Below are 24,242 nucleotides of genomic sequence, written 5' to 3' on the forward strand. Positions count from 1 at the left end.
GTACCCACTAGGACATGCCTGATGGAAAGCCACCTAAATGACACAGCCGACAACACCATGATGGACCTGAAGGCCATCGCGGCGGCGGTAAACCCAGACCGTCTTGCTCATGACCTGGCAACGCTTGCCACGTTTGGCGGCCGTTCAGATGGCGGCGTGGCGCGTTTGGCACTGGACGATAACGATACCCAGGCGCGGCGGTGGCTGGTCGAACAGGCCAGCTTCCTGGGTGCCAAGGCGAGCGTTGATGCTATCGGAAACGTATTTCTTGACGTCCCCGGTAGCCAGCCCTCGCTAGCACCGGTTGTCACAGGTAGCCATTTGGATAGCCAACCAGCAGGTGGTAAGTACGACGGCGCGTTGGGCGTGCTGGCTGGCCTTGAGGCGCTACGTGCGCTTAAGCAGGCAGGCTTTACACCGCGTCGCCCCCTATCGCTGGTCAGCTGGACCAATGAAGAGGGCGCGCGCTTTTCGCCAGGCACGTCTGGCTCAGCCGTTTTTTGCGGCGTACGAAGCCTGGAAGACACCCGACAGCTGACAGATAGCGACGACATCAGCCTAGGCAGCGCATTGGATGTTTGTTTAGCTGAATTGGATGCTGCAGGCGTGCCTCGCCGCCCACTGGCCACCCCCATGCACGCCTTTATTGAACTGCATATTGAGCAAGGGCCTATCTTAGAGCGCGATCAGGTACCGGTGGGCGTCGTCGAGGGTATTCAAGGTGTTAGCTGGTTTGAAGTCACGGTAACAGGCAGTGCTAACCATGCGGGCACTACCCCACGGGCGTTGCGCCGTGATGCCTTCGAAGGCGCGTGCGCGTTGGCAACCGCCCTACGGGAAGCCGCCTGCGATAGTGAAGACCGAGTGCGTTTCACCATTGGTAAATTTGTCGTTAGCCCTGGCTCGGTGAATACCATCCCTGACCATGTCACTTTCAGTATTGATGTACGCCATCCCGACGCTGCCACCTTAAAAGCGCTGGAAGCCACCTTTACTCAACTTGCCCAGCAACGCTGGGCGGACTGCCAAGCAACGCTGACACCATTGGCCCACGTTGAGCCGGTGGATTTTCCTAACTCACTTACCCGCCTGCTTGACGACACTGCACATACGCTCGAGATCACCACAACACGCTTAGTATCAGGTGCTTTTCACGATGCGATTCATCTTGCTAAACACTGCCCAACGGCCATGCTTTTTGTGCCCTGCCGCCATGGCCTTAGCCACCACCCGGACGAGCACATCACGCTCAGTGATGCCGTGGCGGGCACCCAACTATTAGCCGCCAGCCTGGCAAACCTCACCCGATAAGGAGGGCACGTAATGACCAAGGGCACAGACGGGACTCGCCGCAATGCAGCCACCGGCGAACGTTACCCCGCGCACCAGGAACCACGCTATCGAGAAATCGCCAGTTTCTTACGGGCACCGCTAGCCGATTCGTTAGAAGCACTTGATATTGCACTGATCGGCATTCCGTTTGATGGCGGGGTGAGCAATCGCCCTGGCACCCGCCACGGCCCTCGTGAAATTCGCAACCAATCGAGCATGATGCGTAGCCTGCATCACGTTACCCAAACTGACCCGTTTGCCCAGGCACGCATTGCCGATATTGGCGACGTACGGTTTTCATCGATCTACGATCTTGAACACGTCTCTGATGATATTGCCGCTTATTACGTGGCGATTGCCAAGGCAGGGGTTATCCCCCTTAGCGCCGGTGGCGACCACTCCATCACCTACCCTATTCTGCGTGGCTTAGCCACCAATGGTCCGGTGGGGTTAATCCATATTGACGCCCACACCGATACTTGGGACGAGTTTCAAGGCTCGAAATTTCACCACGGAGGCCCCTTTCGGCTTGCCTGTGAGCATGGGCTTATTGACCCAAAACGCACGGTGCAAATCGGTATTCGTGGAGCCCAAAATACTCCCCAGGGCTGGGACTACTCGGCCGCTACCGGCATGCGGGTTATGTTTATGGAGGAGGTCGATGCCCTAGGTATCGAGGCGGTAGTCGCCGAAGCGCGGCGTATTGTAGGCAGCGGCCCCGTATACCTATCTTTCGATATTGATAGCATTGACCCCGCCTTCGCTCCTGGCACCGGTACGCCTGAAGTAGGTGGCCTCACTAGCCTGCAAGCCCTTCAGCTAGTGCGTGGTTTTCGTGGCCTGCCGCTGATCGGTGCTGACGTCGTGGAGGTATCCCCGCCGTTTGATGCCAGCGGCAATACCGCACTGCTGGGAGCCACGCTAATGTACGAGCTGCTCTGCTTAATAGCAGAACAGGTAGACGCCAACCATCAACTGCAAACAGCGTCAGCGCATCATCGTGCTAAGAACAGCAGTATTGATAATGGTTCTTATTAATATTACTATCTGGTTATTATTCTTCGTGGTGCGCTATGACCTTTGCGGTGATGCAACGCCTCCTCGGTCTTTATACCCTGCCGATTCTGAAAGACAGCAGTAGGCCACTGACACCAGGGCATGTATCGCTACTGTCTATCGCTACTGTCTATCGCTACTGTCTATCGCTAACGTCTAGAGGATGAGGGGATGGCAAGGGCTGGCATTTATCGGATGACCGTTGCGGATTTTCTCAATTACGGCCACCGCTACCGCATTGAGTATTGCTTTCCTGCCGCGTCATGCCCACCAGAGCGGGTGGCCCAGCTACCCGTTGCCCAAGGCCGGGTGGAAGAGATGGTGCTCTTTCCTGGGGTCGAACTGGTGCTCTCTGATATCGAAGTGGTTCACCCTTATGCTTCGCACTCACTGGGCACGGCAGCGCGGCTGATCGTAGTAGTCATAGAGGGACGCGTACGGCTAGGTTCGGGCACAAAACAGCACTGGCTGACGGCAGGACAGGCCTATACGGTGCGCCTGGATGAACGGCAAGTTCTTGACGCCTACCAGCCCGAGGGCCAGCGACTGCGCACCCTTTGCCTATCACTAGACGAAGCGGCGATGCGCCAGTGGTGCGGCGAAACGTTTCCGACGGCGCCATCTCGTACATGGCCACTTACCCCACCATTGACCCTGTCTATAGAGCAGAGTTTTCGCTCGCCTTTGACGGACCTACCCCGACGGCTGCTCTTCCAGGGGTTAGCGCTGCAGTTACTGGCTCAGGGGCTGGCACCGCCCCGCGAAAGCATTCAGGCAACGGCGTCACCCAGCCGCCTGGAGTTGGTTCGCCGCCTGCTTGAGGAAGCCCCCGAACGGGAGCATTGCTTAGAGGTGCTAGCGGCGCGCGCCGCGATGAGCCCGAGCACCCTGGTGCGTCGCTTCAAAACTGCCTACGGCTGTTCGCCTATCGACTACCTGCGTCGCATCCGCCTAACGCTAGCCCGAGAGTTACTGCTTGATGGGCATAGCATTCAACAAGCCGCCCACCTGAGCGGTTATCGTCATGCCAGCAATTTTACGACCGCTTTCCGTCGGGCCTTTGGTGTTTCTCCCAGCAGTCTAACGAAGCCCAGCAGCCTGACGAAACGCCATTAACACCATTAACAACCCCAACCTGCGTCCTACACATAGCAAATCGCCCAGCGCGCATAACTCAGCACGCCAACAAAATGGAAAAATTCTCATTACCAAAAGTATTCACACTGAGAAGCATCCATGCCACAGCTAAATCGCCTAACCCTGGCCATCGCGCTGGCCTCTGCGCCACTTTCCATGCCACTACTCGCCGACGAGCCACTCGAAACCCTAACGGTGACCGCCAGCGCTGCCACCAAATCCACGACGCCCTTCATAGAGACGCCTCAGGCCGTCTCAGTGGTCGAGCGGAGCCAGTGGGAATCCCGTGGAGCCGAAAGTGTTCAGCGCGCCGCCGACTATACGCCGGGGGTGTTCACCAACCAGCTGGGCGCTTCCAACCGCTATGACTACCTAGTGCTGCGCGGCTTCGCCGACGGCAGCATCAACAACACCTTCCTCGATGGTCTCAAAGTCATGAGCGATGGAGGCTCCTTCAGTTCACTTTCGGTCGACCCCTGGTTCCTAGAATCCATCGAGGTCGTCAAGGGCCCCGCTTCCGTGCTTTATGGGCGCGCCTCTCCCGGTGGTTTGGTCGCACAGACCAGTCGCCGCCCAGAATTTGAACCTGGCGGCGAGCTGCGCCTACGCCTCGGCAACCACGCCAATCGCAGCGCCGCGTTCGATGTTACCGGCCCGCTGGATGCCGAGCGCCGCCTCGCTTTCCGCCTCACGGGTCTGGCGCGAGCCGCCGACACTCAGTTCGGTCCAGCAGAAGAGCAGCGTTACGCCATTGCTCCCCAGCTAACCTGGGACATAACCGATACCACTATCCTAAACCTGCATGCCTATTTGCAGCATGAACCCGAAGGGGGTTATCACGCAGGTCTTCCTTATGAAGGCACTGTGATTGATCGCAACGGCCGACGCATCTCAAATAGCTTCTTTGAAGGTGAAGAAGCCTTTGAAAAATTCCAACGTGATCAGGTCATGGTGGGCTATGAAGTAGAACATCACTTCAATGATGCGGTGAGTGCTCGCCAACGGCTGCGCTACACCGAAACCAGTGTCGAACTAGATCAGGTTTATGCTTTTGGCTGGGCCTCGGCCACCGAGCTCAACCGCTACTACTCTGGCGGCGACGAGTCGCTTGATGCACTAACCGTCGACAACCAGCTAGAGGCTCGTGTTTCCACCGGCGGTGTCGACCATACCCTGTTGTTAGGCCTTGATTATCAGCAGCGCGACAATGACGTCACCTGGACCTCGGGCGCTTTCCCGACCATTGATGCCTTCAACCCCCACTATGGCGATGACCCCAGTGCGATGTACCCGGCAACACGCCAGCACCGAGAGCTTGAACAGACCGGTCTCTATCTGCAAGACCAAATGGCCTTTGGCAATTGGCACGCCAACCTAGGCCTGCGCCACGACTGGGTAGATATCACCAATACCGACCCGGATAGCGGTTCCGCCAGCACACTGGATGACACACAGCTTAGCGGACGCGCCGGTTTGCTCTATCACTTTGACAACGGCCTAGCGCCTTATCTCAGCTATACCACCTCCTTCAGCCCCAATAGCACCACCGACCAAAACGGCGACCTACTGGCGCCATCTGAAGGCGAACAGGTAGAGCTTGGTTTGAAGTATCAGCCACCCGGCACACAAGATCGTTACAACGTAGCCCTGTTCGATATCACCCAGGAGAATGTTTCCACCAAGCTGCCCAACGAAACCTTCCACCGCGCCACCGGCAAGATAGAGTCCCGAGGGGTCGAAGTGGAAGCGCATCATCAGTTGACCGATGCTATCTCCCTGCAAACCGCCTACAGCTACACCGACGTGACCCTGGAGAAAACCGGCGATGCCAATGAAGGCAACCGCAACAACCAGATACCACGCCACCAGCTCGCCGTGTGGGGCAGCTATGCCTTTCAATCCGGCGCACTTGCTGGCTTAGATACGGGGCTTGGCATTCGCTATCACGCTGATATCCAAGCCGATGACGCCAACACCGAAACGGTGCCAGACTACACCCTGGTCGATGCTACCCTAGGCTATGACTTGGGTCGCCTGGGCCTCACGGACATGTCGGCACGACTCAACGTCACCAACCTGCTGGACAAAGAGTACGTGGCTTCCTGCTACGACCTGAACTTCTGCTACTTCGGTGCCGAACGCGGCGTCACCGCTTCATTTCATTATGCTTTCTGATAACCCGTTACATGCTAACAACCAATTAGCCACAGTAGCACTGGGTGCCCCACTGCTACTGTGGCTGATGCCGCACCTGCACCAGTAAACCTAACCATGTTGGCAGCAGTCGTCTCCCTAAGCGTTGCAATAAAAACAACAGATAGAGGATTGCATAGTCAACATATCAACCTCTAGTCTGCTAATGAAGCCGGTTCAGTATATAAAGGCGTTTCTAGTTTGCTACGAGCAACGCCTTGCTAAGATCGGCATAACGCAATGAATAAAAAAAGCAACTTTATGGGCACAACGCCCTATGGGCGTTAAAGAGGACACAGGAGACTACAATGAAACCCTACTTTTCGATGACAACACTCGCCACAGCCTGCCTATTAGGGAGCTCGCTGGTTGCTAGTCAGGCGATAGCACAGACAACGATTAATCTAGGCTACAACGGCGCCCCAGATGCTGATAAAAACGCAGTACATGTCTTTGCTGCTAATCTGAAAACGCTTGTCGAAGAAAAAACCGACGGAGAGATTCAGCTACAGCTTTACCCGAACAGCATGCTAGGTGAAGAGCAAGAGCGTATGGAGCAGGCAATGAGTTCACCCATGTTCAATGTTGCCTCCTTCGCGGGCGTCTCGCCGCTAGTCGATGAAATTTTCGTGAGTGCCATCCCGTTTCTATTCGATGACTTTGACGCAGCGCGTAGCTTCTTTGATGAGGGCAGCTACTGGCAGGAGGTAGAAAAAGCCCTTCAAGAGCGTGCGGGTATCGACATGCTCGCTGTCGTTGAAGAAGGCGGTTTCCTCGCATTCACCAACAATAAAAAGCCCATTTCACACCCTGATGATTTTGAAGGTTTACGCTTTCGCGCCATGGACCCAAGCCAAGTAGCTCTCTACGAGGCCTTCGGCGCATCAGGCACCCCCATCCCGTGGACTGAAGTCTATATGTCGCTGCGCACCGGAGTGGCTGATGGGCAGATGAACCCGCCGATGTACATCATTTTAGGCAGCCTTCACGAAGTGCAGGACTACTTAACACTTGCGAATATTCAGTACTCCAACCAGTTTTTAGTCGGCAATAGCCAAATGATTGAAAGCTGGGAAGAAGAAACCCGCAACGCCTTTATGGAAGCAGTGGCCGAAGCGAATCAGCAGGCGCGTGAGCATAACGAATCCAAAGTTGATGAGCGCATCGCCTACCTAGAGGAGCAAGGTATGGAAGTTATCCGCCCTTCTGAGGATGACCTTACTGCATTCCGGGAAATTGGCCAGCCTGCTTATCTTGAGTGGCTAAGCGAGCGCAATATCGACCAGCGCTGGATCGACATGGCACTGGAAGATGCTGGTATGAGTGACCTGCTCGATTAATTAAGAGTGTCATTAATCTGCATCAACGGTAGTTAAAGGGCCGGTATTTACCGGTCCTTTTCATCTTTTGTGACTCTTTGCGGGTAGGATTCTCCATGCACGCACTACGACATTGCATGCTAGCGATCAGTCGGCCGCTTTCCATTAGTGTGGCCTCAGTACTCTTGTTTACCAATTTATCGATCATTTTATATGGCGTTTTTATGCGCTATTTCGTCGGTGGCGCGCCTATTTGGACCGATGAACTATCGCGCTTTCTAATTATTGGCACTGTGATGGTGGCGGCAGGGGCCGTGTGGGTAGAAGGAAGCCACATGCGCGTGGCCTTAATAGAGCGTTTACTTCCTACCCCTTTAGTGCGCGTACTTAATCTGTATCAATGGCTGTTAACACTCAGTATCGCGGTGGGTGGCGCTTGGGTAAGTTACCGCTATGCACTTTCGGTTGGCATGTTTACCACTTCGGGGTTGGGAATTAGCCGCACGATTCCACTTATGTCTGTACCTATCGGGTTCGCTCTGCTTGCCTGGCATGTGCTTTGGCATGGTCCGGCACCGTTACCCGTGCTAACCGATCAAAACACCACAGTAGAGAATAATCAGGAGCGTCCTTAATGATTATCACGATGTTAGGCGTTTTCCTTGTCCATGTTCTCTTGGGACTGCCGCTCTTTATTGCGCTGTTAACCACTGCCATTGTCGGCTTTATATTTGTTGACCCCTCCATGATCCCTCGCATGATGCCGCAACAGTTTTTTAGTGGCATCAACTCCTTTTCTTTAATGGCAATTCCACTATTTATCTTGGCCGGTAACTTAATGAACGTAAGTGGCCTAACCGAACGGTTAATGGGTTTAGCGCGCTTGCTGGTGGGGCATATGCGTGGCGGCATGGGGCATGTAAACGTTGTGTCGAGTGTTTTCTTCGCCGGGGTTAACGGTTCAGCCGTTGCGGATACCTCGGCTCTTGGCTCATTGCTGGTTCCGGCGATGGAAAAAGAGGGCTACTCGCGCGCCTTTGCCGCAGGCTTAACCGCCGGTAGCTCATTGATTGGGCCCATCATTCCTCCCAGTATCTTTATGATTTTGTATGCCTCCCTCACTAACACCTCAGTGGGCGACCTCTTCCTTGCGGGCGTGGTACCGGGCCTACTGTTAGGGGTTGCGTTTATGGGCATGAATGCGTGGTATGCCTGGAAAAAACGCATGCCTAAGCAAGGTGAGCTCCCTAGCCTGAAAGCGCTCAGCATTGCAGCCCTGGTGGCGCTTCCTGCACTAATAGCGCCGGTCATCATTGTGGCGGGTATTGTTCTGGGCTTTGTAACACCCACGGAGTCCGGTGCACTTACGGCGCTTTATGTCGCCCTATGTGGCGTGCTGCTAGGTGGATTGCAACTGCCGCAGTTCTGGCAAGCCATAAAAGACACGGCTCAACTAACGTCAGCAATTTTTTTAATCATGGCGGCGTCTGCCACCATTAGCTGGTTGCTTTCCTATGCCCAGGTTCCCCAGCAATTTGTCACCTTATTGGCGCCTTATGCGGATAATGCTGTCATCATCTTATTACTATTAAGTTTGATTACCTTTCTGACAGGCATGTTCATGGAGGAAGTCTCCGCCCTTATGCTGCTGACGCCGATTTTTGCACCGGTAGCAATGATGGCAGGTATAGACCCTATCCACCTAGGGGTCATTATTACCCTTAACATTACGATTGCTCTTATTACGCCCCCCATGGGTGCCTGCGTGTTTGTTGCTGCCGCCGTTAGCCGAATAGAGATTGTCTCTTTATTCAAAACGATTTGGCCTTTCGTGCTAACCGCCATTGCCGTCTTATTGATGCTAATTTTCTTTCCCCCGTTGACTCTTTGGCTGCCCCAGCTCCTTGGATAATTAAGATGCACACCATTTCTACTAACGCTTACAGTGCCGACCTAGCGCCCATTCCGAGCCTGTCAGGGCCGGAGTGGCCGCATGTTAGCCACATTGCTATTCAAGAGTGCGGCGAACGCCTGCTACCTATGAGCCTAGCGCCTTCACCGATTAAGGTATTCCCTGCCTACGCGCGCTTAGGGATTCCTGGCGCGATACCGGAATGCTTTGTGCGCGAAGGGGTATATCGTGCGCTACTGGCGGCAGCAAGAAGCTTACCCCCAGGAGTACACCTATTGGTACTGGATGGTTGGCGTCCATGGCGTGTTCAGCAATACCTGTTTGATACGCTGCATGAAGCCATTCACCATAACCACCCTAACGCCTCAGAAGATGAGCTATTAGCCCGCACGCGGGAATTTGTGTCGCTTCCTAGCCGTGACCCTGCGGCCCCTAGCCCACATTTAACGGGCGGAGCAGTCGACGTGACCCTGTGTGATGCCGATGGCTTGCCGCTTGATATGGGAACCCTCTTTGATGAAGCGATTCCTGCCTCACATACCGATCATTTTGAGCAGTTAGGCGAATTACCACCCTCTCAGCAACAAGTGAGAGATAACCGCCGTTTGCTATATCACGCAATGCAGCAACAAGGGTTTACCAACCTTCCCAGCGAGTGGTGGCATTTCGACCTCGGCGACCAGCTGTGGGCCCATTACGGCGGGCATCGCCAAGCCTGCTACGGACCCGCAGAGTTGGATACGATTGAAAACCGCTGGCGGCGGCAAATTAGCTAACAAGCCTCGGTGCATCTGAGGAAAAAAAGCGCATCCCCTGGCGCAAGTGCTCAACGCAGGTGGTTGCGGCCACCGTCAACTTGCGCCCTTCTAAACTAACGATTTGCGCTCTGGCACCGCTCATCACCGGGTAACTCATAGGTAATGCAATAATTTCTTGGCGGCTTATCTCATCCGCTACCGTTAGTTCCGGCATAAAGGTCACACCAATGCCAGAGCGCACAAAGTTCTTAAGCACTGCCACTGAATTAGTGTGTAAACGAGCTTTCAGGTAGCGGCGTTCTTGATGCGCCACCATGTTAACCATCTGACGCATGCCAAAAGGGTTATCCATCAAAGCCAGTGGCCACTGCTCAATATCTTTCAAGGTAGCCGCACGGGAAAGGCGGCTAAGGGTATGCCCAGGCGGCACAATTAAGTCTAATGGTTGTCGCGTCTCCACATGGCAGTGAATCTGCGGGTCGACCGGCGGGGCATAAAGCAATGCTAAATCAACCTCCATCTCCTTAACCAGCGTCATAGCTTCGTTCACCCCAGCCATCCGAATTTCAACATTGATGCCGGAAAAACGCGACATAAACGCCTCAAGGGGTGCCGCAATTAAATCCGCGACAAACCCCTCGCCAACAGCAATACGCACTTCGCCCCGTGCCATTTCTTGAATGGCCATTAGCTGGGAAATCACCGCCTCTTCAGACGTTCTCTGCGCGTGGTAGTGCTGTATCAGCAGCCGCCCCGCCTCAGTGGCACGCATTCCACTGCCATGCCGCTCGCAAAGCAGCACGCCTACCTCCTCTTCCAAGGCCTTTAGCTGACGGCTAATCGCGGAAGCATCCACATGGATATGGGCGGCTGCCCGGCGTAATGAGCCACGACGAATGACCTCGTTGAGATATGCCAAGGCACGTTGGCTAAGCATGTGTTAACGGTCTCCGTTAGGGAAAAAGCGGTGTTTCTAGCTACTTATTAGACACCACCAAAATAGAATAATGGCTCGTTAGACGAGAAGCCAAGAGCGGCAAGTTAATCCTTAACGCCTTTCCTACTATTAGCCGCTCACGTAGATGGCACCGAGCTTAACGTCGTTATGGCAACTGGGTCAGCAAAACGCCTGGCTTAGACAGACCTGCCGATAATCTAACAGACGTGTTGTCGTGACCGACTGAATGCGTCCTCTCTAAATGGGGGATTACTCATCAATTATTGAGCCATCGGGCAATTCATTCTGGCGGGTCGGCCTTATCATTGTCTGTCATTTTGCTGGCGCGTGCGTCAGGCTATCACCAAGCACTGATTGTTGATTAACAATCAAACCGCCATAGCACTGGCAAACAAGGAGAACAGCAAGCAATGGGTCGTAACCAAACAGTACTCAATGCCATACTCCTCTTGCTGCCTCGGCTGACCCAATTTAGTTGGCGAGTAGTGTGCCATTTCCTAAGAAATCGCGGCATCTTGCTGGCTGGCGGGGTGGGCTACAATATTTTGCTCTCCATCGTGCCGCTGTTTGCAGTACTGGTCGTGCTGTTAACGCAAGTGGTAGACCAGCAGCATTTACTTAACGTTCTTGCCGTACAAGCCCGCCACTTAGCACCGGCCCATGCCGAGGTTTTGATGGACGCCGTTCGTGGCCTACTGGAGTCCCGCGACGTTATCGGCATTCTTAGCTTTCCCATTCTGCTGCTTTTCAGCTCCTTTGCCTTTCGCATGCTCGAAGATGCGTTAGCGATTATTTTCCACTCCCCAGACAGCCCCCATATCAAGCGCAGCGCTTGGGTATCGGTGATGCTGCCTTACGCTTTTATGCTGGTGCTTGGCGCGGGGTTACTAGCCTTAACGCTGGTGGTTACCTTAGCCAGCTCGCTTAATACGCTGGTGATGGCACTTTTTGAACGCGAGCTACCGTTTGCAGGACTTTCCGAACCGGTACTTAACATATTCAGTTTTGCTGGGGTTTTCTTACTCTTCAGTGCTATCTATAAGGTGCTGCCGGTAGTGCGTATCGCGTTACGCCGCGCGGTCATTGGTGGCTTCGTAGCGGCACTGCTATGGGAAGGCGTACGGCTGCTACTGGTCTACTACTTCACCCACCTCTCCTTCGTCAATGCCGTTTACGGCTCGCTCGCCACGCTGGTGATCGTGCTGCTCAGCCTGGAAGTCGGTGCCATCATTTTATTGTTGGGTGCCCAGGTGATTGCCGAGTTAGAGCGCAACACACGCCTTGGCCTGCCCTGGTATATAGACCCCGACCGCCAACCTATTACCCACGTTGATTAACCCTAGCCACCAGTGATGGCGAGCGTGATGGCCCCGCTCGAAAAGTGACACTATAGCGTCACTATTAGTCTGGTTAAGGGTGAGCCCATGAAAGTTGAGCTTGTTACAAACCTTAAGCGCCAAGGCTGGGGGCCGTCACCTCACCTTACCGGCATGGTAGACTGGCATTATCATGAGCGTCGACTCCAGTAGCCAACCCATTCACCTAATTGGCGTAGAGTTTTCCAGTGTTGAACGGCAGATAGTGGCGTTTAAGTTGGAAACCGCTTTCAATAGTTCATCTATACGCGACTTGTTGAGAACTAGCGTCTAGTGTTACTGGCAAGCGGACGCTATAAGGGTTAGACGATCATACCTAACGTGGTTTTGGTGCTGGAAATAGCGCATGAATGCAAAAAAAACATCGTTTGTGACCCTGGTAAAGGCGGCGCTGCCGACGCTGCATCCTACTGAGCGGCGTCTGGCTGAATTCATCCTTAATTTTCCTGGTGAGTTGGCCAGCTATACCGCAACGGAGCTTGCTAATCTGGCTGGCGTTTCCAATGCCACTATTACGCGCTTTGTTAAAAAACTTGGTTATCGCTCGTTTGAAGAGGCGCGCCAGCACGTCCGCGACAATCGCGAAGAGGGTGCGGCATTGCTAAGGGTAGAAGGTCACGAAGACGACCGTAGTGATAGCCTGCTTTATCGCCATATCCATCAAGGTATCAAAAACCTGGAGCATGCTAGCCAGCATTTCTCTCAGTCAATGTTGGATGAGGTGGCCAACGCGATGCTGTCCGCTCGCAAGGTATGGGTGGTAGGGTTTCGTAGCAGCCATCCCTTCGCTGAATATCTCAATTGGCAGATCATGCAAGTAATTGAGAATACAGCTTTGTTGCCACGAGCCGGGGAAACCCTGGCGGAAAGCCTGGTCAGTATGACGTCAGACGACTGTGTGATCCTGTTTGGCCTCAAACGCCGCACAGCAGACCTGGATACGTTACTGACCCAAATCGCCAGCAGCCACGCTAACGTGCTGTACATCACCGATGAAAGCGCCCCCGAGAACAACCAGGTTAGCTGGCACGCCGTGTGTCGCACGGCGGCGCCAGGGCCGCTGTTCAACCATGTGGCGGTGCTGTCGATGTGTCATTTTCTAGCCACACGGGTTATTGAGCTATCGGGTGCCGAGGGGCGTCATCGCATGACCAGTATTGAGGCGATTCATGAGGCGCTTGATGAGCTCCAGTGAGCTTGCGTGGTGCAAGTAAGCTAAAAACCGCCCACTTTTTGTGCAACTAATTGTCTTACGAGATGGCTTTACGTGGCGGGCTAACATGCCCAGCCGCCGGTAACCAATTGTAATATGATATGAAAAATATTTTTCATATCAACATGGCATGAAATATGGATTTCTTTTGGTGTTACGCCGTTATCTCCGACACCTATAAAGGATATTCCCATGCCGACACTTCGCTACTCTTCTCGTTTTACCTTAAAGCAGTTGGTGGCAGCCACTGCGCTGGCAGCACTTGCAAATGCCCCTTTGGCCGCTGCCAATCCTATCGAGATCCAAATTAATAACACATTACCCACCGGCTCGTTCGCTCATACCTTCCTGGAAGAGTTCAGTGAGCGCTTGGAAGACGAGGCTCCAGGGCGCTTCAATGTTCGTTTGTTTATGGGCGGCACTCTGGGCACTGAGGAAGATGTTCTGCAAGGGCTTGGTATGGGAACTCACCATGCTTCCTTAGCAGCGTCAGCCGTTACACAGTTCAATGCCCGCACCTCGATCTTCGACCTGCCCTATCTTTTCGAGAACCGCGAAGATGTGGCTCTCTTTATTGATAGCGAAGCCGGCGACATGCTGCGTGAGGGCTTCGATGGCACCGGCATGCGCTTACTGGCAATGTGGGACAACGGCTTCCGCGTCATCACCAACAAACAGCGGCCAATTATTACCCCCGAGGATCTCGACGGTCTGCGCATTCGCACCCCCAACAGCCGTCAGCGTGTGGCAATGTTCAATGCGCTTGGCGCCAATGCCACGCCGCTCGCCTTTGGCGAAGTGTACTCCGCACTTGATCAGGGGGTTATTGATGGGCAAGAGAACCCCGCTCACGTGGCCATGTCATCTCGGCTCTATGAAGTGCAAGAGTACCTATCGGTTTCCAATCATATCTATTTACCGACCTTCCTTGTCTTCGGCGAACCCTTCCTTAACCGTCTTGCCGACGAAGATCTTGAGGTGCTCGAACGAGTGGCCACTGAGATGACATCCTGGACTTTCGCCTGGGGCGATGAAGCCGATGCGTCCGTATTAGCTGAACTGGAACAGTACCTTGAGATCAACGACGTCGATTTTGCTGCCTTCCAAGAAGCCGCCCTGCCGCTTTATGAGGACCCGGTATTCGTTGATGCCATCGGCCAGGACATGATCGATGCCACGTTGACTACCATGCGCAACCGCTGAGGACGCCATCATGACACCGTCCATTTTTACGCTTATCGAACAGTGGGTGCTACGGTTGCTGGATGCGCTAGTGATCCTGCTGGCAGGTGTGTTGCTGGTACTGCTCAACTACGCCGTGTTCGCACGCTTCGTGCTCAACTCGTCGGTGTCATGGGGTGAAGAACTGCCAGCCAATGTACTGGCAGTGCTTACGTTCATTGGCGCTGCTTATCTAACAAAAATCAATGAACATCTCGGTTTTGACAGCGTACTGCGGCTGATGCCAATGCTCTGGCAGCGCATTGTGCTAAGTATTAACCACGCTTTCATGCTGGCCTTCGCGGTGGTTGTTTTCTACTACGGCTCATTGGCAAGCCAGGGCTTTCATGGGCGTTCGTTGATCTCCATCGACCTGCCTTTGGCGCTTTTCCGCTGGGCGATGCCAGTGGGCTTTGCGCTGATCGCCATCATCTCGGCCTGGCGGTTAATCGGCCTCATCAACGGCAGAGTCCATCCTACTGACCTGTACCCGGAGACCGACTGATGCCTATGGATCCCGCCTATCTCATTTTGACGATGCTGGTCATCTTTCTCTTCACCGGCATGCCGATCGCTTTTGTGTTGGGTGTGGCCGCGATGATCATGATCATGCTCGACCCCAACGTAATGCCACAGATTATGGGGATGGTTCCGTTCGGCGGGGCCAACAACTATCTGTTGGTGGCAGCGCTGCTGTTTATGATTGCAGGGGAAGTGATGAACCAAGGGCGTATCGCGGAACGCCTCATCAATTTTGCAGGTTCGTTGGTGGGCCATATTCGCGGTGGCCTGGCCCACGTCAATATACTGACGTCGCTGTTCTTCTCCGAGATTTCCGGCACCGCCACCTCAGATGCGGCGGCAATCGGCTCGGTAATGATTCCGCAGATGAAGAAGCGTGGCTACGACGTTGCGTTTGCCGCAGCGGTTACCGCCACCTCGGCGACCATGGCGATCATCGTTCCGCCGAGCCTTAATCTGATCCTCTATGCTTACGTCTCTGATACCTCTATTGCTCAGCTCTTCGCGGCGGGGATTATTCCAGGGTTCGTGGTTTGCTTTGCACTGATGTTAACGGCTTACCTCATCTCGGTACGCAAAGGCTACCCTATCGAAGGCAAATTCGATATTAAGAACGTGCTCAGCACCGGCCGTGAAGCCATTATTCCCATCACCCTGCCGATCCTTATTCTGGGTGGCATCTTAGGCGGCATTTTTACGCCCACCGAGGCGGGTGCCGTGGCAGCACTATGGGCGATCATTCTGGCCACGCTCTATTACCGCTCGTTAACTTTCCGCTCGCTGCTCGATACCCTGCGGGTAGCGGGCAAGCGCAGCGCCATGCTGATGTTCATTGTCGCCACGTCGACGCTGCTTGGCTGGTACATGACTAACCAGGGAATCCCCCAAGAAATTGCCGAAGGAATTCTCGGCATCTCTGATAACTACTGGGTTGTGTTACTGGCGATTAATGTCTTCTTCTTGCTGGCAGGCACTATCGTTCACGGTACACCGGCCATCCTTATGCTGGTGCCCATCTTCCTACCGCTGGCCGACCAACTAGGTATCGACCGCGTCCACTTTGGCCTAATCGTCACGATTAACCTGGGTATCGGCCAACAGACACCGCCGGTGGCCTCAGTGGTACTGGTGACCTGCTCAATTGCGCGTATCAGTATCGGCGCGATCATTCCGGCCTTGATGTGGTTCCTCGGCGCCATGCTCGTGGTGCTTGCGCTTATCAACGTGTTTCCAGCGCTCTCACTGTGGCTGCCATCAGTCATTCTTTAAACGGATAAGGATAGCTCTATGCGACTTCTGGTCATCAACCCGAACTCGTCGACCAGCGTGACGCAACATATCGCTGCGGCAGCTCGTATGGCTGCCAACGCGAATGATGAAATACTCGCCGTCGAGGCTAGCGGTGCGCCACCTCTTATCGTCAGTGAGGCGGATTCCCGGCTCGCTGAGCAAGCAGTAGTCAACACAGTGCGCAGCATAGCGTCGCCTCTGGATGGCGTTATTGTTGCGTCGTTCGGTGACACCGGCGCAGATGCTCTAAGGGCCTTTCTGCCCTGCCCAGTGGTGGGCATTGGGCACGCATCACTATTGACTGCCGCCGCATTGGGCGGGCCCTTTGCGATCGTCTCCTTCGCCCCGGCGGTAGTACCTTCAATGCAAGCGATGGTGGAACATTACCAAATGCAGCATTTACTCAGCGGTATTCACGTTATCAACACACCGCTACCTGATGACCCCGGCGAGATCCAGGCCACCACAGCCGATGCGCTGCAGGCTCTTTGCCAGCAGGTGGCTCAGCAAGGGAGCTGCCGCAGCATTATTCTTGCAGGGGGGCCGTTAGCAGGGCTGGCGCTGCGTATTGCTCCCGCGCTGCCGCTACCCATCATTGATGCGACCATGGCGGCTATGCAGCTGCAACGTTCGCTGCAGCTCTTTGGTGGAAGGGCTGACAAATAGCGCGACAGCACATGCTATTTATATTCCATTCGCCTGCGCTGTATTGTCGCAATATTCTTCTCTATCGGTACGTTTAAGCGCCTTAGCAAGTTATGATGAGCACGCCTTATTCTCTATGCAGATATCCTTATGCTAAAGCGCTTTCTCCCTCTGGTGATTCTCATTCTTGGCATTGCCAGCTTTATGGCGTTGCGTTACACACGCCCTGAACCAGCTCCCGTGGAGGCTCAAGAGCGCCGCTGGCCCGTTGAGGCGTTGACCGTTTCTCTTGGTGAACATGTACCACTGCTTTCGCTGTTCGGGGAAGTGGTCGCGCCGGACATGGTCACCCTAGTAGCGCCGGTTCAAGCGCGGGTGGCTCAGCGGCCGGTAAGCGACGGCCAGCGGGTAGCCCAGGGTGAGCTGCTCGTAGCACTGGATGAAGACGACCTATCATCGCCGCTGCGCCAAGCCGAGGCTGAACTTGCTGACCTTCAGGCTCAGCTGGAAAACGAGCGCATCCGCCATGAGAATAACCGCCAGGTATTAGCCCAAGAGCGCACTCTTCTTGCCAGCGCTAACCGCCAATTGGAACGCAACCGTTCGCTGGAAGGACGTAACCTGACGTCTCAAACAGACGTCGATACGGCCCGCGACGCCGTCGCTCGTGCCCAGCTGAATGTGTCAGCGCGGGAAAGCGCTATTGCCGAATATCCTTCTCGGCTAGCCAGTTTGGAAGCCCGCCTGGCCAGGGTTCAGGTGCAAGCGGCCGATGCGCGGCGCAATCTGGAGCGTGGCCGTGTTCACGCGCCCTTCGCTGGCAGCGTGACGCGGGTGCAAGTCGCTGAAGGCGACGATGTGGCCCCGCGCGCCGCCTTGCTATCGCTTTATCCGTTAGATGGCCTGGAACTACGCGCCCGAATTCCCCAACCGTATCACGCGGAACTTGAAGCGCACCTGCCAAGCGGTGTACCACTTGAAGCCACCGCCACGAATGGCAGCCAGCGCTTCGTACTAGAGCGCTTAGCGGGGGAAAGCGACCCAACTGGCACCGAAGCCATTCTCTCAGTGCAGGGCCAACACCATGGGTTGCGCCCAGGGGCCATGGTGGCCGTTCAGCTTCGCCGTCCTGGGGTGAAAAATGCCTTTGCCGTGCCCTACTCTGCCTTGCACGGGGCTGATCTACTTTATCGCATTAATCACGATAACCGCCTGGAGCGTCAGCGCGTCGAACGGTTGGGGGAAGTAGCCCAGCAAGACGGAGAGCGTTGGCTATTAGTGCGCGCTGAAACGTTGGAAGCAGGCGACCGCATCATGTCGACCCACCTGCCCAACGCTGTTCACGGGCTGCCGGTAGAGGTCATCCAACCCTTGGCTGGCGCTGAGGCCAACCCATGACCCAGCGCGGCGATTTTATCGGCTTTTTTGTTCGCCACAAGGTGGCGGCCAACCTAGTCATGCTGGTGATGCTACTGGGCGGTGCGCTAGGTATTGCGCGCATGAATATCCAGTTTTTCCCCACCTTCGCGCTCGATGTAGTTAACGTGCGCGTGATGTGGAGCGGTGCGTCTGCCGAGGACATTGAACAGGGCATTACCAACCCGCTTGAACAGCGGCTACGCAGCCTAGATGGCTTGAAGCGCATGACTTCCACCTCGGCCCAGGGCATTGCCAATATCACCCTGGAACTGGAAGAAGGCAGCGACCCGGTACTAGCGCTAGATGATATTCGCCAGCAAGTCGATAGTTTTACGAACCTTCCTGCCAGCGCTGACCCGCCGGAGATCTCTCGCCAAGCGCGTTACGAACCCGTCGCGCGCCTGTTGGTGTATGGCGATCTTGCCCCCCATGAACTGCGCCAGCTAACCCATCGTTTTGAAGACTCGCTGCTAATGGCAGGGATTGATCGTATTCAGCTCAACGGGCTTCCTGCTCAACAAATTAGTATCGAAGTGCCTACCGAACGCCTGCAAGCGCTCGGATTATCGCTTGGGGAAGTGGCCGCCCAGGTGCAGGGCATGTCTCGGGACTTACCGGCGGGCTTATTGGGGCAACAAGACAGCACACGGGAACTGCGCTCGCTTGAACAACACCGTGATGCGCTTGCCTTCGAGGACATGCCGGTTCTCAGTAATGACCGCCTGCAGCTGCGCCTGGGTGACATCGCGTTCATTCATCAGGAAGCAAGAGATGGGGAAGTCGAACTGACTTACCGTGGCCAGCCCGCCGTTGAGATGATTTTGCAACGCGCGGAAAGCGGCGACTCGCTTCAAGCCGCACAGCACTTGGAGCGCTGGCTGGCAGCAACGCGCCCCACCCTGCCGCCTAGTGTCGAGTTAGCAGTTTACGATGAGTCCTGGCAACTGATCGACGAGCGTATTTCATTGCTGCTGGGCAACGGCCTAACCGGTCTGCTGCTGGTGGTGATTCTGCTCTATTTCTTTCTTCCAGCCCGGGTAGCACTGTGGGTCGCCATCGGCATTCCTACCGCGTTTCTCGCTTCTTTAGGGGTTTTCTGGGGCATTGGCGGCTCGATTAACATGATGTCGCTGTTTGCTCTCATTATGGCACTGGGGGTGATTGTCGATGATGCGATTGTGGTGGGCGAAGACGCAGACGCCCACCATCGCATGGGCGAAGACCCCAAACTGGCCTCTGTCGGCGCAGCCCGCCGCATGCTTTGGCCAGTGGTCGCCTCGTCACTCACCACGGTGGCGGCTTTCATGCCGCTATTAATGGTCGGTGGGGTGATTGGTAATATCCTCGGCGATATTCCCATTATTATGATCTGCGTGCTCATCGCCTCGCTATTGGAATGTTTTGTGGTGCTGCCTGCACACCTACGCAATGCGTTTATACCCGCTAACAAGGCCAAGCGTCCTGCCCGTGGTATTGAGCGGCTGCGCCAAGGGTTTGAAGCGCGTTTTGATCAGTTCCGCGAAGGCCGCTTCCGGCGCTTTTCCCAACGCTCGCTACGCTACCGTGGCGTTACGCTAACCACCGCGCTGGCCATCACGCTGGTCACTGCCGGGCTGCTGGCCGGTGGCCGCATAGGCTTCAACTTCTTTCCTTCGCCGGAATCCAGCATTGTGTATGCCAACGCCAGTTTTGTGGCAGGCACCCACCGTGGCCAAGTGGCGGATTTTGTCGATCACCTGCAAACCACCTTACAAGAAACCGATGACGCCATGGGCGGCGGCTTAGTGCGCACAGCGGTTGCCCATTACGGCAGCACCCAGGCTGGCGGGGCACCGGCACGCACCGGCGATGGCGTTGGTTCAGTGATGGTCGAGCTGACCTCGCCTGATGCCCGCGACGTCCGCAATGTGGAATTTATTCGCGCCTGGCGCGAACGGATACAAACACCGGCCGGGTTAGATAATCTGAATATCACCGAACGTGCCGCTGGCCCACCGGGCAAGGATGTCAATATCCGTCTGACCGGTGAAGACGCCGAGGGCCTGCGCCATGCCGCCGATATTCTCGGCGAGGCCATGGCTGGATTGCCCGGCGTACTCAGCACGGAAAATGATATGCCCTGGGGGCGCGAGCAGCTGATCTACCGCGTTAACGCCTATGGCCAAGCGCTCGGCCTGACCACTGAGGACCTGGGTAGCCAGCTACGTACCGCTTTTGATGGCCAGATTGTGCAGATACATCAATCCGGAGCCGATGAAATCGAAGTGCGCGTTCAACTGCCCAGGCACCAACGCGAGCGCTTATCTACCCTTTCCAGCCTAGCGGTGACGCTAGCGGATGGGCGTCAGGTACCGCTCTCTCAAGTGATGGATTTATCCCACCGCCAAGGGTTCGAGACCTTACGCCATGCTGAAGGTCAGCTGGCCGTTGAAGTGACCGCTGAGATTGACAGTCAAACCACGTCAGCAGAACAGGTGCTAGAAAGCCTCTCCGCCGAACTACTGCCTCGTTTAGAGCGTGAATACTTTCTGACCACCAGTTTTGAGGGGCGTGCTGCTGACCAGCGTGAAACCATGGCGGATATGCGCACGGGCTTGATGATTGGCTTGGGCTTGATGTACGGCGTTTTAACCTGGGTATTTGCGTCCTGGACCCTGCCACTGATCGTGATGGCAATTATCCCCTTTTCCCTGGTAGGTGCCCTGCTGGGGCACTGGGCGTTGGGGATTAATTTAACCATTTTGTCGCTCTTCGGCCTGTTTGGGCTGTCCGGCATCGTGGTTAATAACGCCATTATTCTGGTCAGCTTCTATCGCCAACAGCGCGAAAAAGGCTTAGGCATTAACGACGCGCTCAATGAAGCCGTTGTACAACGAATCAGGGCCGTGCTGCTCACATCACTGACCACGATTGGCGGCCTGTTGCCGCTGCTGTTTGAAACATCGCTGCAGGCCCAATTCTTGATCCCTATGGCCACTTCTATCGCGTTCGGTCTGGGTGGCTCTACGCTGCTGGTGCTGTTTATTATCCCTGCGCTGCTTTCGTGGGTGGAGCACGGCCGCCAACGGTGGGCAACGTCGCGTTAAAAGTTAGCGTGGTTTATCGACTGAAATCTGACCAAAATCATAAAAAAAGAATATACTAATACTCAAAAAGAATATAAAGATCTATACTTTGCTGACAGCCACGTCGTTATGGAGACGTGGCTATGAACACATTGCTATGAACCTATTTCTTTAGGAGAGCTCCGTGCATAAAGATTGGCAAAAAACGACCCAAGACCTCTCAGCGCTTATGCAGGATATTGGCAAAAATATTCCTGACGTTGCCAAAGGCTTCACCCAAATGGCAAAGGGAGCTAACAAAGACGGCGCGCTTTCTCATAAGCACAAAGAGTTAATGGCGTTAGCGATAGGCATTAGCGTACGCTGCGACGGGTGCATTGCTTTTCATTCCAAGGCTGCCGCTGAATTAGGCGCAACTCGAGAAGAAGTAATGGAGATGCTTGGTGTGTGTATGTATATGGGCGGCGGCCCTGCATTTACCTATGCCGCTCAGGCGCTTGAGGCCTTCGATAGTTTCTCAAAAACAGACTAAAAAAGAGGATGTGAAGAGGGTGGTAGATAGGTTATTAGTTATTCATTAATACGGCGGCGCAGCGCATTCAGTTCCTGGGTGTGCTCTTCAAGCTCACGGCGCTCTTCTGCTAATTTTTCACGCCGTTTTTGAATATCATCTTCATCACCCTCTTTAAGCGCCTGCTCAAGAGCTAACTCGCGCTCACGCACTTCTTGCTGACTTTCCTGGATGTCTTCTTCAAGCTCTGCAAGGACTTGCTCATTCGTACAATTCTCTTCAATAGCGTGCAAGGCACGCTGTAAACCTCGAACACGGTGGTGATTATCGTGTGCTTGGGCGTGTTCAAGCTGTTGACGTAAGCCCCGCATTTTATCCTCGCACAACCGATCTGCTGCGTGCGCTCTTTCTGATATATACGCTACCGGCAGCAATAAAAGACCACCCGTGACCGCTAAGCTTAAACTCCTTAACCATAATTTTTTCATGACTCACTCCTAATGCGCTGTAGGTGCTTTCGGTATAGAAAAGGCAGAGGTTATAGGCAAGGATATTAAACACAGGCAAGCTATCGAAAGACCAATAAACTCATTTATTATCAGATTTTTAGGCTGACCAGCCAAACCAATAACGCAAAATTATTCACCGCTCACTAATCAAGTGAGCGATGAATGAAAAATCAGGCGCGCTCTTCTATCACCCAACCTACCACGGCGTCGTTACCAAATTCAGCCTTCCACTCTTTAATCACTTTATGGTTACCACCACGCGTTTCAACGACTTCCCCTGTGTGTGGATTTTTATATACTTTTAAAGGGCGCTGTTTACGACCGTCGGTACTGCTTATTTTGGAACCTTTAACTGATGAGGAGCGATATGAAGGGTCAAGCATTTCACATACATCGCGGGCTAACTTGCCATGCTCTGCCATGAGTGCTTGTAATTTTTCCTTGAATTCCAGCTCTTTCTTCAACTCACTATTATTTTCAAGTGCTTGCAGCTCTTCCTGTAGCTGCTTTAACATCTGCTCTTTTTTGATGTAATCGCTCAATACGGATGCCATGTTTCAATCTCCATAATCTTTTGATTTTACTGCCATAATCTGATGGCCCGATAGAACATGCCAAAGGGTGGCTTCCACATGTCAAGAGCGCTACGTCAGCATGGCAAACATGCTTATAAATAGGCTTAGCCTATTTGACCATTATATACTGCGTTATTTGCCAATGTAGGCAATCTGAACATATTTTTAGCATTATTTACATTTAATGACGAATTACTAAGTAGTTATTATACCCAACAGTATCATGACGCCAGGAATCCAACCTGTAAAAACAGCGCAAAATAGCGTGTAAATAGCGACTGATCGCTGTATTTTCTTCGCTAATGCTAATAAGCAAAAAAAGCTGAACCACAAAGCAGACCATGCAAACCAGCTAAGTGTATTCCACAGCTCAAAGTTAAGGCCGATGTCTTCAATAGAGTTGATCCCCACAAATGCAGCTGTAATACTTACAAAAAAGCAGAACCACCCAAGCCCTATTCCATCTGCTTTTAAAAACTGGTTGGCACCCACCCAAAGGTAAGTAAACGCAAAGAGCAGCGTAAATGCCCCAGCGCTGATAGCGGCAGAATTATTAGGCTCTCTAAAAATCAGATAGATAGCAATGAAAAAGCTCAACACACCAACCAATATATTGATAACTGACACTTCTTTATCACCTACTTTTCCTAGCAGCCATATGCCGTTCACAAACAGCACAGCACCGACATATAGCAGTGTAAGCCCTAAAATCATTTCAACCATTCCTGTCTTTATTTTTTTGAGTGTTCTGGCGCTTTCGATATTTCTTTTTTCTACTTCACTACTCCATTGTGCGTTTAATAAAAATCAATAGCCCTCCTCTTCGTCTAGATCAGCTCGTTTAGCTTCCAAAAGCACAGTCACAGCGAACACTTTTGTCGACATCAAAGCCCATCTACTTTTATTTTTATTCTTACAAAGCACGCCGCGTTTTCTTAACACAGTAGACATAACCCAACAGCGCACCATGCTGGCTAAGAAGAACCGCAGTGGCACCCAAAAACCCTATTTTAAAGCCGAAGGAGTATAGCAGGGGGATCACACCTAGCCATTGAAATTAGGGTTATAACCTCATAAGAATTCGCAACGAAATGCAACTCTCACTACCTTGGCAATACTGAATAATTCACTAACAATGACGCAGGCCAAAGCATAAAAAAACGTGATACGATAATCTTCTATAAAAGCTATATTTTCTGTCGTTTTTACGACAACTTCATCATAAAGGGAA

Annotated in this window: 21 protein-coding genes; 17 read left to right on the forward strand and 4 right to left on the reverse strand. The window is 53.7% G+C overall.

Going from position 1 to position 24,242, the window contains the following annotated elements:
• Positions 1 to 21 precede the first annotated feature (21 nt).
• The 8 genes from CR46_RS0105815 to CR46_RS0105850 all read left to right on the forward strand — a co-directional run bounded on the left by CR46_RS0105815 (position 22) and on the right by CR46_RS0105850 (position 9,725).
• On the forward strand, positions 22 to 1,311 hold the full coding sequence (locus CR46_RS0105815; RefSeq protein WP_030070848.1) for a M20 family metallo-hydrolase: 1,290 nt from the start codon (positions 22 to 24) through the stop codon (positions 1,309 to 1,311).
• A 12-nt stretch (positions 1,312 to 1,323) separates the two neighbouring features.
• On the forward strand, positions 1,324 to 2,370 hold the full coding sequence (gene speB / locus CR46_RS0105820; RefSeq protein ID WP_084180382.1) for an agmatinase: 1,047 nt from the start codon (positions 1,324 to 1,326) through the stop codon (positions 2,368 to 2,370).
• Between the two features lie 189 nt (positions 2,371 to 2,559).
• Complete coding sequence (locus tag CR46_RS0105825; protein WP_030070852.1) at positions 2,560 to 3,504, forward strand: helix-turn-helix transcriptional regulator; 945 nt, start codon at positions 2,560 to 2,562, stop codon at positions 3,502 to 3,504.
• Positions 3,505 to 3,624: 120 nt separating this feature from the next.
• On the forward strand, positions 3,625 to 5,700 hold the full coding sequence (locus tag CR46_RS0105830) for a TonB-dependent siderophore receptor (RefSeq protein WP_030070854.1): 2,076 nt from the start codon (positions 3,625 to 3,627) through the stop codon (positions 5,698 to 5,700).
• A gap of 326 nt (positions 5,701 to 6,026) precedes the next feature.
• Positions 6,027 to 7,058 carry a TRAP transporter substrate-binding protein DctP gene (gene dctP / locus CR46_RS0105835; protein ID WP_030070857.1) on the forward strand — a complete coding sequence of 344 codons (1,032 nt, stop codon included), beginning with the start codon at positions 6,027 to 6,029 and terminating at the stop codon, positions 7,056 to 7,058.
• A gap of 95 nt (positions 7,059 to 7,153) precedes the next feature.
• Positions 7,154 to 7,672 carry a TRAP transporter small permease gene (locus tag CR46_RS0105840; protein WP_051690123.1) on the forward strand — a complete coding sequence of 173 codons (519 nt, stop codon included), beginning with the start codon at positions 7,154 to 7,156 and terminating at the stop codon, positions 7,670 to 7,672.
• Positions 7,672 to 8,949: a TRAP transporter large permease gene (locus tag CR46_RS0105845; protein ID WP_030070860.1), complete on the forward strand. Its 1,278-nt coding sequence runs from the start codon at positions 7,672 to 7,674 to the stop codon at positions 8,947 to 8,949. The genes CR46_RS0105840 and CR46_RS0105845 overlap by 1 nt, the downstream gene beginning before the upstream one ends.
• 5 nt (positions 8,950 to 8,954) lie before the next feature.
• A complete protein-coding gene (locus CR46_RS0105850) occupies positions 8,955 to 9,725 on the forward strand; it encodes a M15 family metallopeptidase (RefSeq protein ID WP_084180384.1) in 771 nt (256 codons plus the stop codon).
• Here CR46_RS0105850 and CR46_RS0105855 read toward each other — a convergent pair.
• On the reverse strand, positions 9,718 to 10,644 hold the full coding sequence (locus CR46_RS0105855) for a LysR family transcriptional regulator (RefSeq protein ID WP_030070865.1): 927 nt from the start codon (positions 10,642 to 10,644) through the stop codon (positions 9,718 to 9,720). The genes CR46_RS0105850 and CR46_RS0105855 overlap by 8 nt on opposite strands.
• Positions 10,645 to 11,075: 431 nt before the next feature.
• Here CR46_RS0105855 and CR46_RS0105860 point away from each other — a divergent pair, with 431 nt between their 5' ends.
• The 9 genes from CR46_RS0105860 to CR46_RS0105900 all read left to right on the forward strand — a co-directional run bounded on the left by CR46_RS0105860 (position 11,076) and on the right by CR46_RS0105900 (position 21,948).
• Positions 11,076 to 12,002 carry a YihY/virulence factor BrkB family protein gene (locus tag CR46_RS0105860; RefSeq protein WP_030070867.1) on the forward strand — a complete coding sequence of 309 codons (927 nt, stop codon included), beginning with the start codon at positions 11,076 to 11,078 and terminating at the stop codon, positions 12,000 to 12,002.
• A gap of 385 nt (positions 12,003 to 12,387) precedes the next feature.
• Complete coding sequence (locus CR46_RS0105865; protein WP_030070869.1) at positions 12,388 to 13,236, forward strand: MurR/RpiR family transcriptional regulator; 849 nt, start codon at positions 12,388 to 12,390, stop codon at positions 13,234 to 13,236.
• A 210-nt stretch (positions 13,237 to 13,446) separates the two neighbouring features.
• Positions 13,447 to 14,457 (forward strand): TRAP transporter substrate-binding protein, encoded by a 1,011-nt coding sequence (locus CR46_RS0105870; RefSeq protein WP_030070871.1) that lies wholly within the window; start codon positions 13,447 to 13,449, stop codon positions 14,455 to 14,457.
• Positions 14,458 to 14,467: 10 nt separating this feature from the next.
• Positions 14,468 to 14,980: a TRAP transporter small permease gene (locus tag CR46_RS0105875; RefSeq protein ID WP_030070873.1), complete on the forward strand. Its 513-nt coding sequence runs from the start codon at positions 14,468 to 14,470 to the stop codon at positions 14,978 to 14,980.
• Positions 14,980 to 16,266 (forward strand): TRAP transporter large permease, encoded by a 1,287-nt coding sequence (locus CR46_RS0105880; RefSeq protein ID WP_030070875.1) that lies wholly within the window; start codon positions 14,980 to 14,982, stop codon positions 16,264 to 16,266. Before CR46_RS0105875 ends, CR46_RS0105880 begins: the two co-directional genes overlap by 1 nt.
• A gap of 18 nt (positions 16,267 to 16,284) precedes the next feature.
• The gene (locus tag CR46_RS0105885; RefSeq protein ID WP_030070877.1) at positions 16,285 to 16,953 is read left to right on the forward strand and encodes an aspartate/glutamate racemase family protein; all 669 of its coding nucleotides are present in this window, start codon (positions 16,285 to 16,287) and stop codon (positions 16,951 to 16,953) included.
• A gap of 129 nt (positions 16,954 to 17,082) precedes the next feature.
• A complete protein-coding gene (locus CR46_RS0105890; protein WP_030070879.1) occupies positions 17,083 to 18,330 on the forward strand; it encodes an efflux RND transporter periplasmic adaptor subunit in 1,248 nt (415 codons plus the stop codon).
• A complete protein-coding gene (locus CR46_RS0105895; protein WP_030070881.1) occupies positions 18,327 to 21,437 on the forward strand; it encodes an efflux RND transporter permease subunit in 3,111 nt (1,036 codons plus the stop codon). The genes CR46_RS0105890 and CR46_RS0105895 overlap by 4 nt, the downstream gene beginning before the upstream one ends.
• A 163-nt stretch (positions 21,438 to 21,600) precedes the next feature.
• Complete coding sequence (locus CR46_RS0105900) at positions 21,601 to 21,948, forward strand: carboxymuconolactone decarboxylase family protein (protein ID WP_030070883.1); 348 nt, start codon at positions 21,601 to 21,603, stop codon at positions 21,946 to 21,948.
• 38 nt (positions 21,949 to 21,986) lie between these two features.
• Here CR46_RS0105900 and CR46_RS0105905 read toward each other — a convergent pair whose 3' ends face one another.
• The 3 genes from CR46_RS0105905 to CR46_RS0105915 all read right to left on the reverse strand — a co-directional run bounded on the left by CR46_RS0105905 (position 21,987) and on the right by CR46_RS0105915 (position 23,734).
• The gene (locus CR46_RS0105905; protein ID WP_030070885.1) at positions 21,987 to 22,415 is read right to left on the reverse strand and encodes a DUF1090 domain-containing protein; all 429 of its coding nucleotides are present in this window, start codon (positions 22,413 to 22,415) and stop codon (positions 21,987 to 21,989) included.
• A gap of 191 nt (positions 22,416 to 22,606) precedes the next feature.
• Complete coding sequence (locus CR46_RS0105910) at positions 22,607 to 22,990, reverse strand: histone-like nucleoid-structuring protein, MvaT/MvaU family (RefSeq protein WP_030070887.1); 384 nt, start codon at positions 22,988 to 22,990, stop codon at positions 22,607 to 22,609.
• Between the two features lie 216 nt (positions 22,991 to 23,206).
• Positions 23,207 to 23,734 carry an AmiS/UreI family transporter gene (locus CR46_RS0105915; RefSeq protein ID WP_232222347.1) on the reverse strand — a complete coding sequence of 176 codons (528 nt, stop codon included), beginning with the start codon at positions 23,732 to 23,734 and terminating at the stop codon, positions 23,207 to 23,209.
• Positions 23,735 to 24,242 lie beyond the last annotated feature (508 nt).

Origin of the sequence: Vreelandella neptunia (genome assembly GCF_000712975.1) — a bacterium.
Taxonomy (GTDB): Bacteria; Pseudomonadota; Gammaproteobacteria; order Pseudomonadales; family Halomonadaceae; genus Vreelandella; species Vreelandella qaidamensis.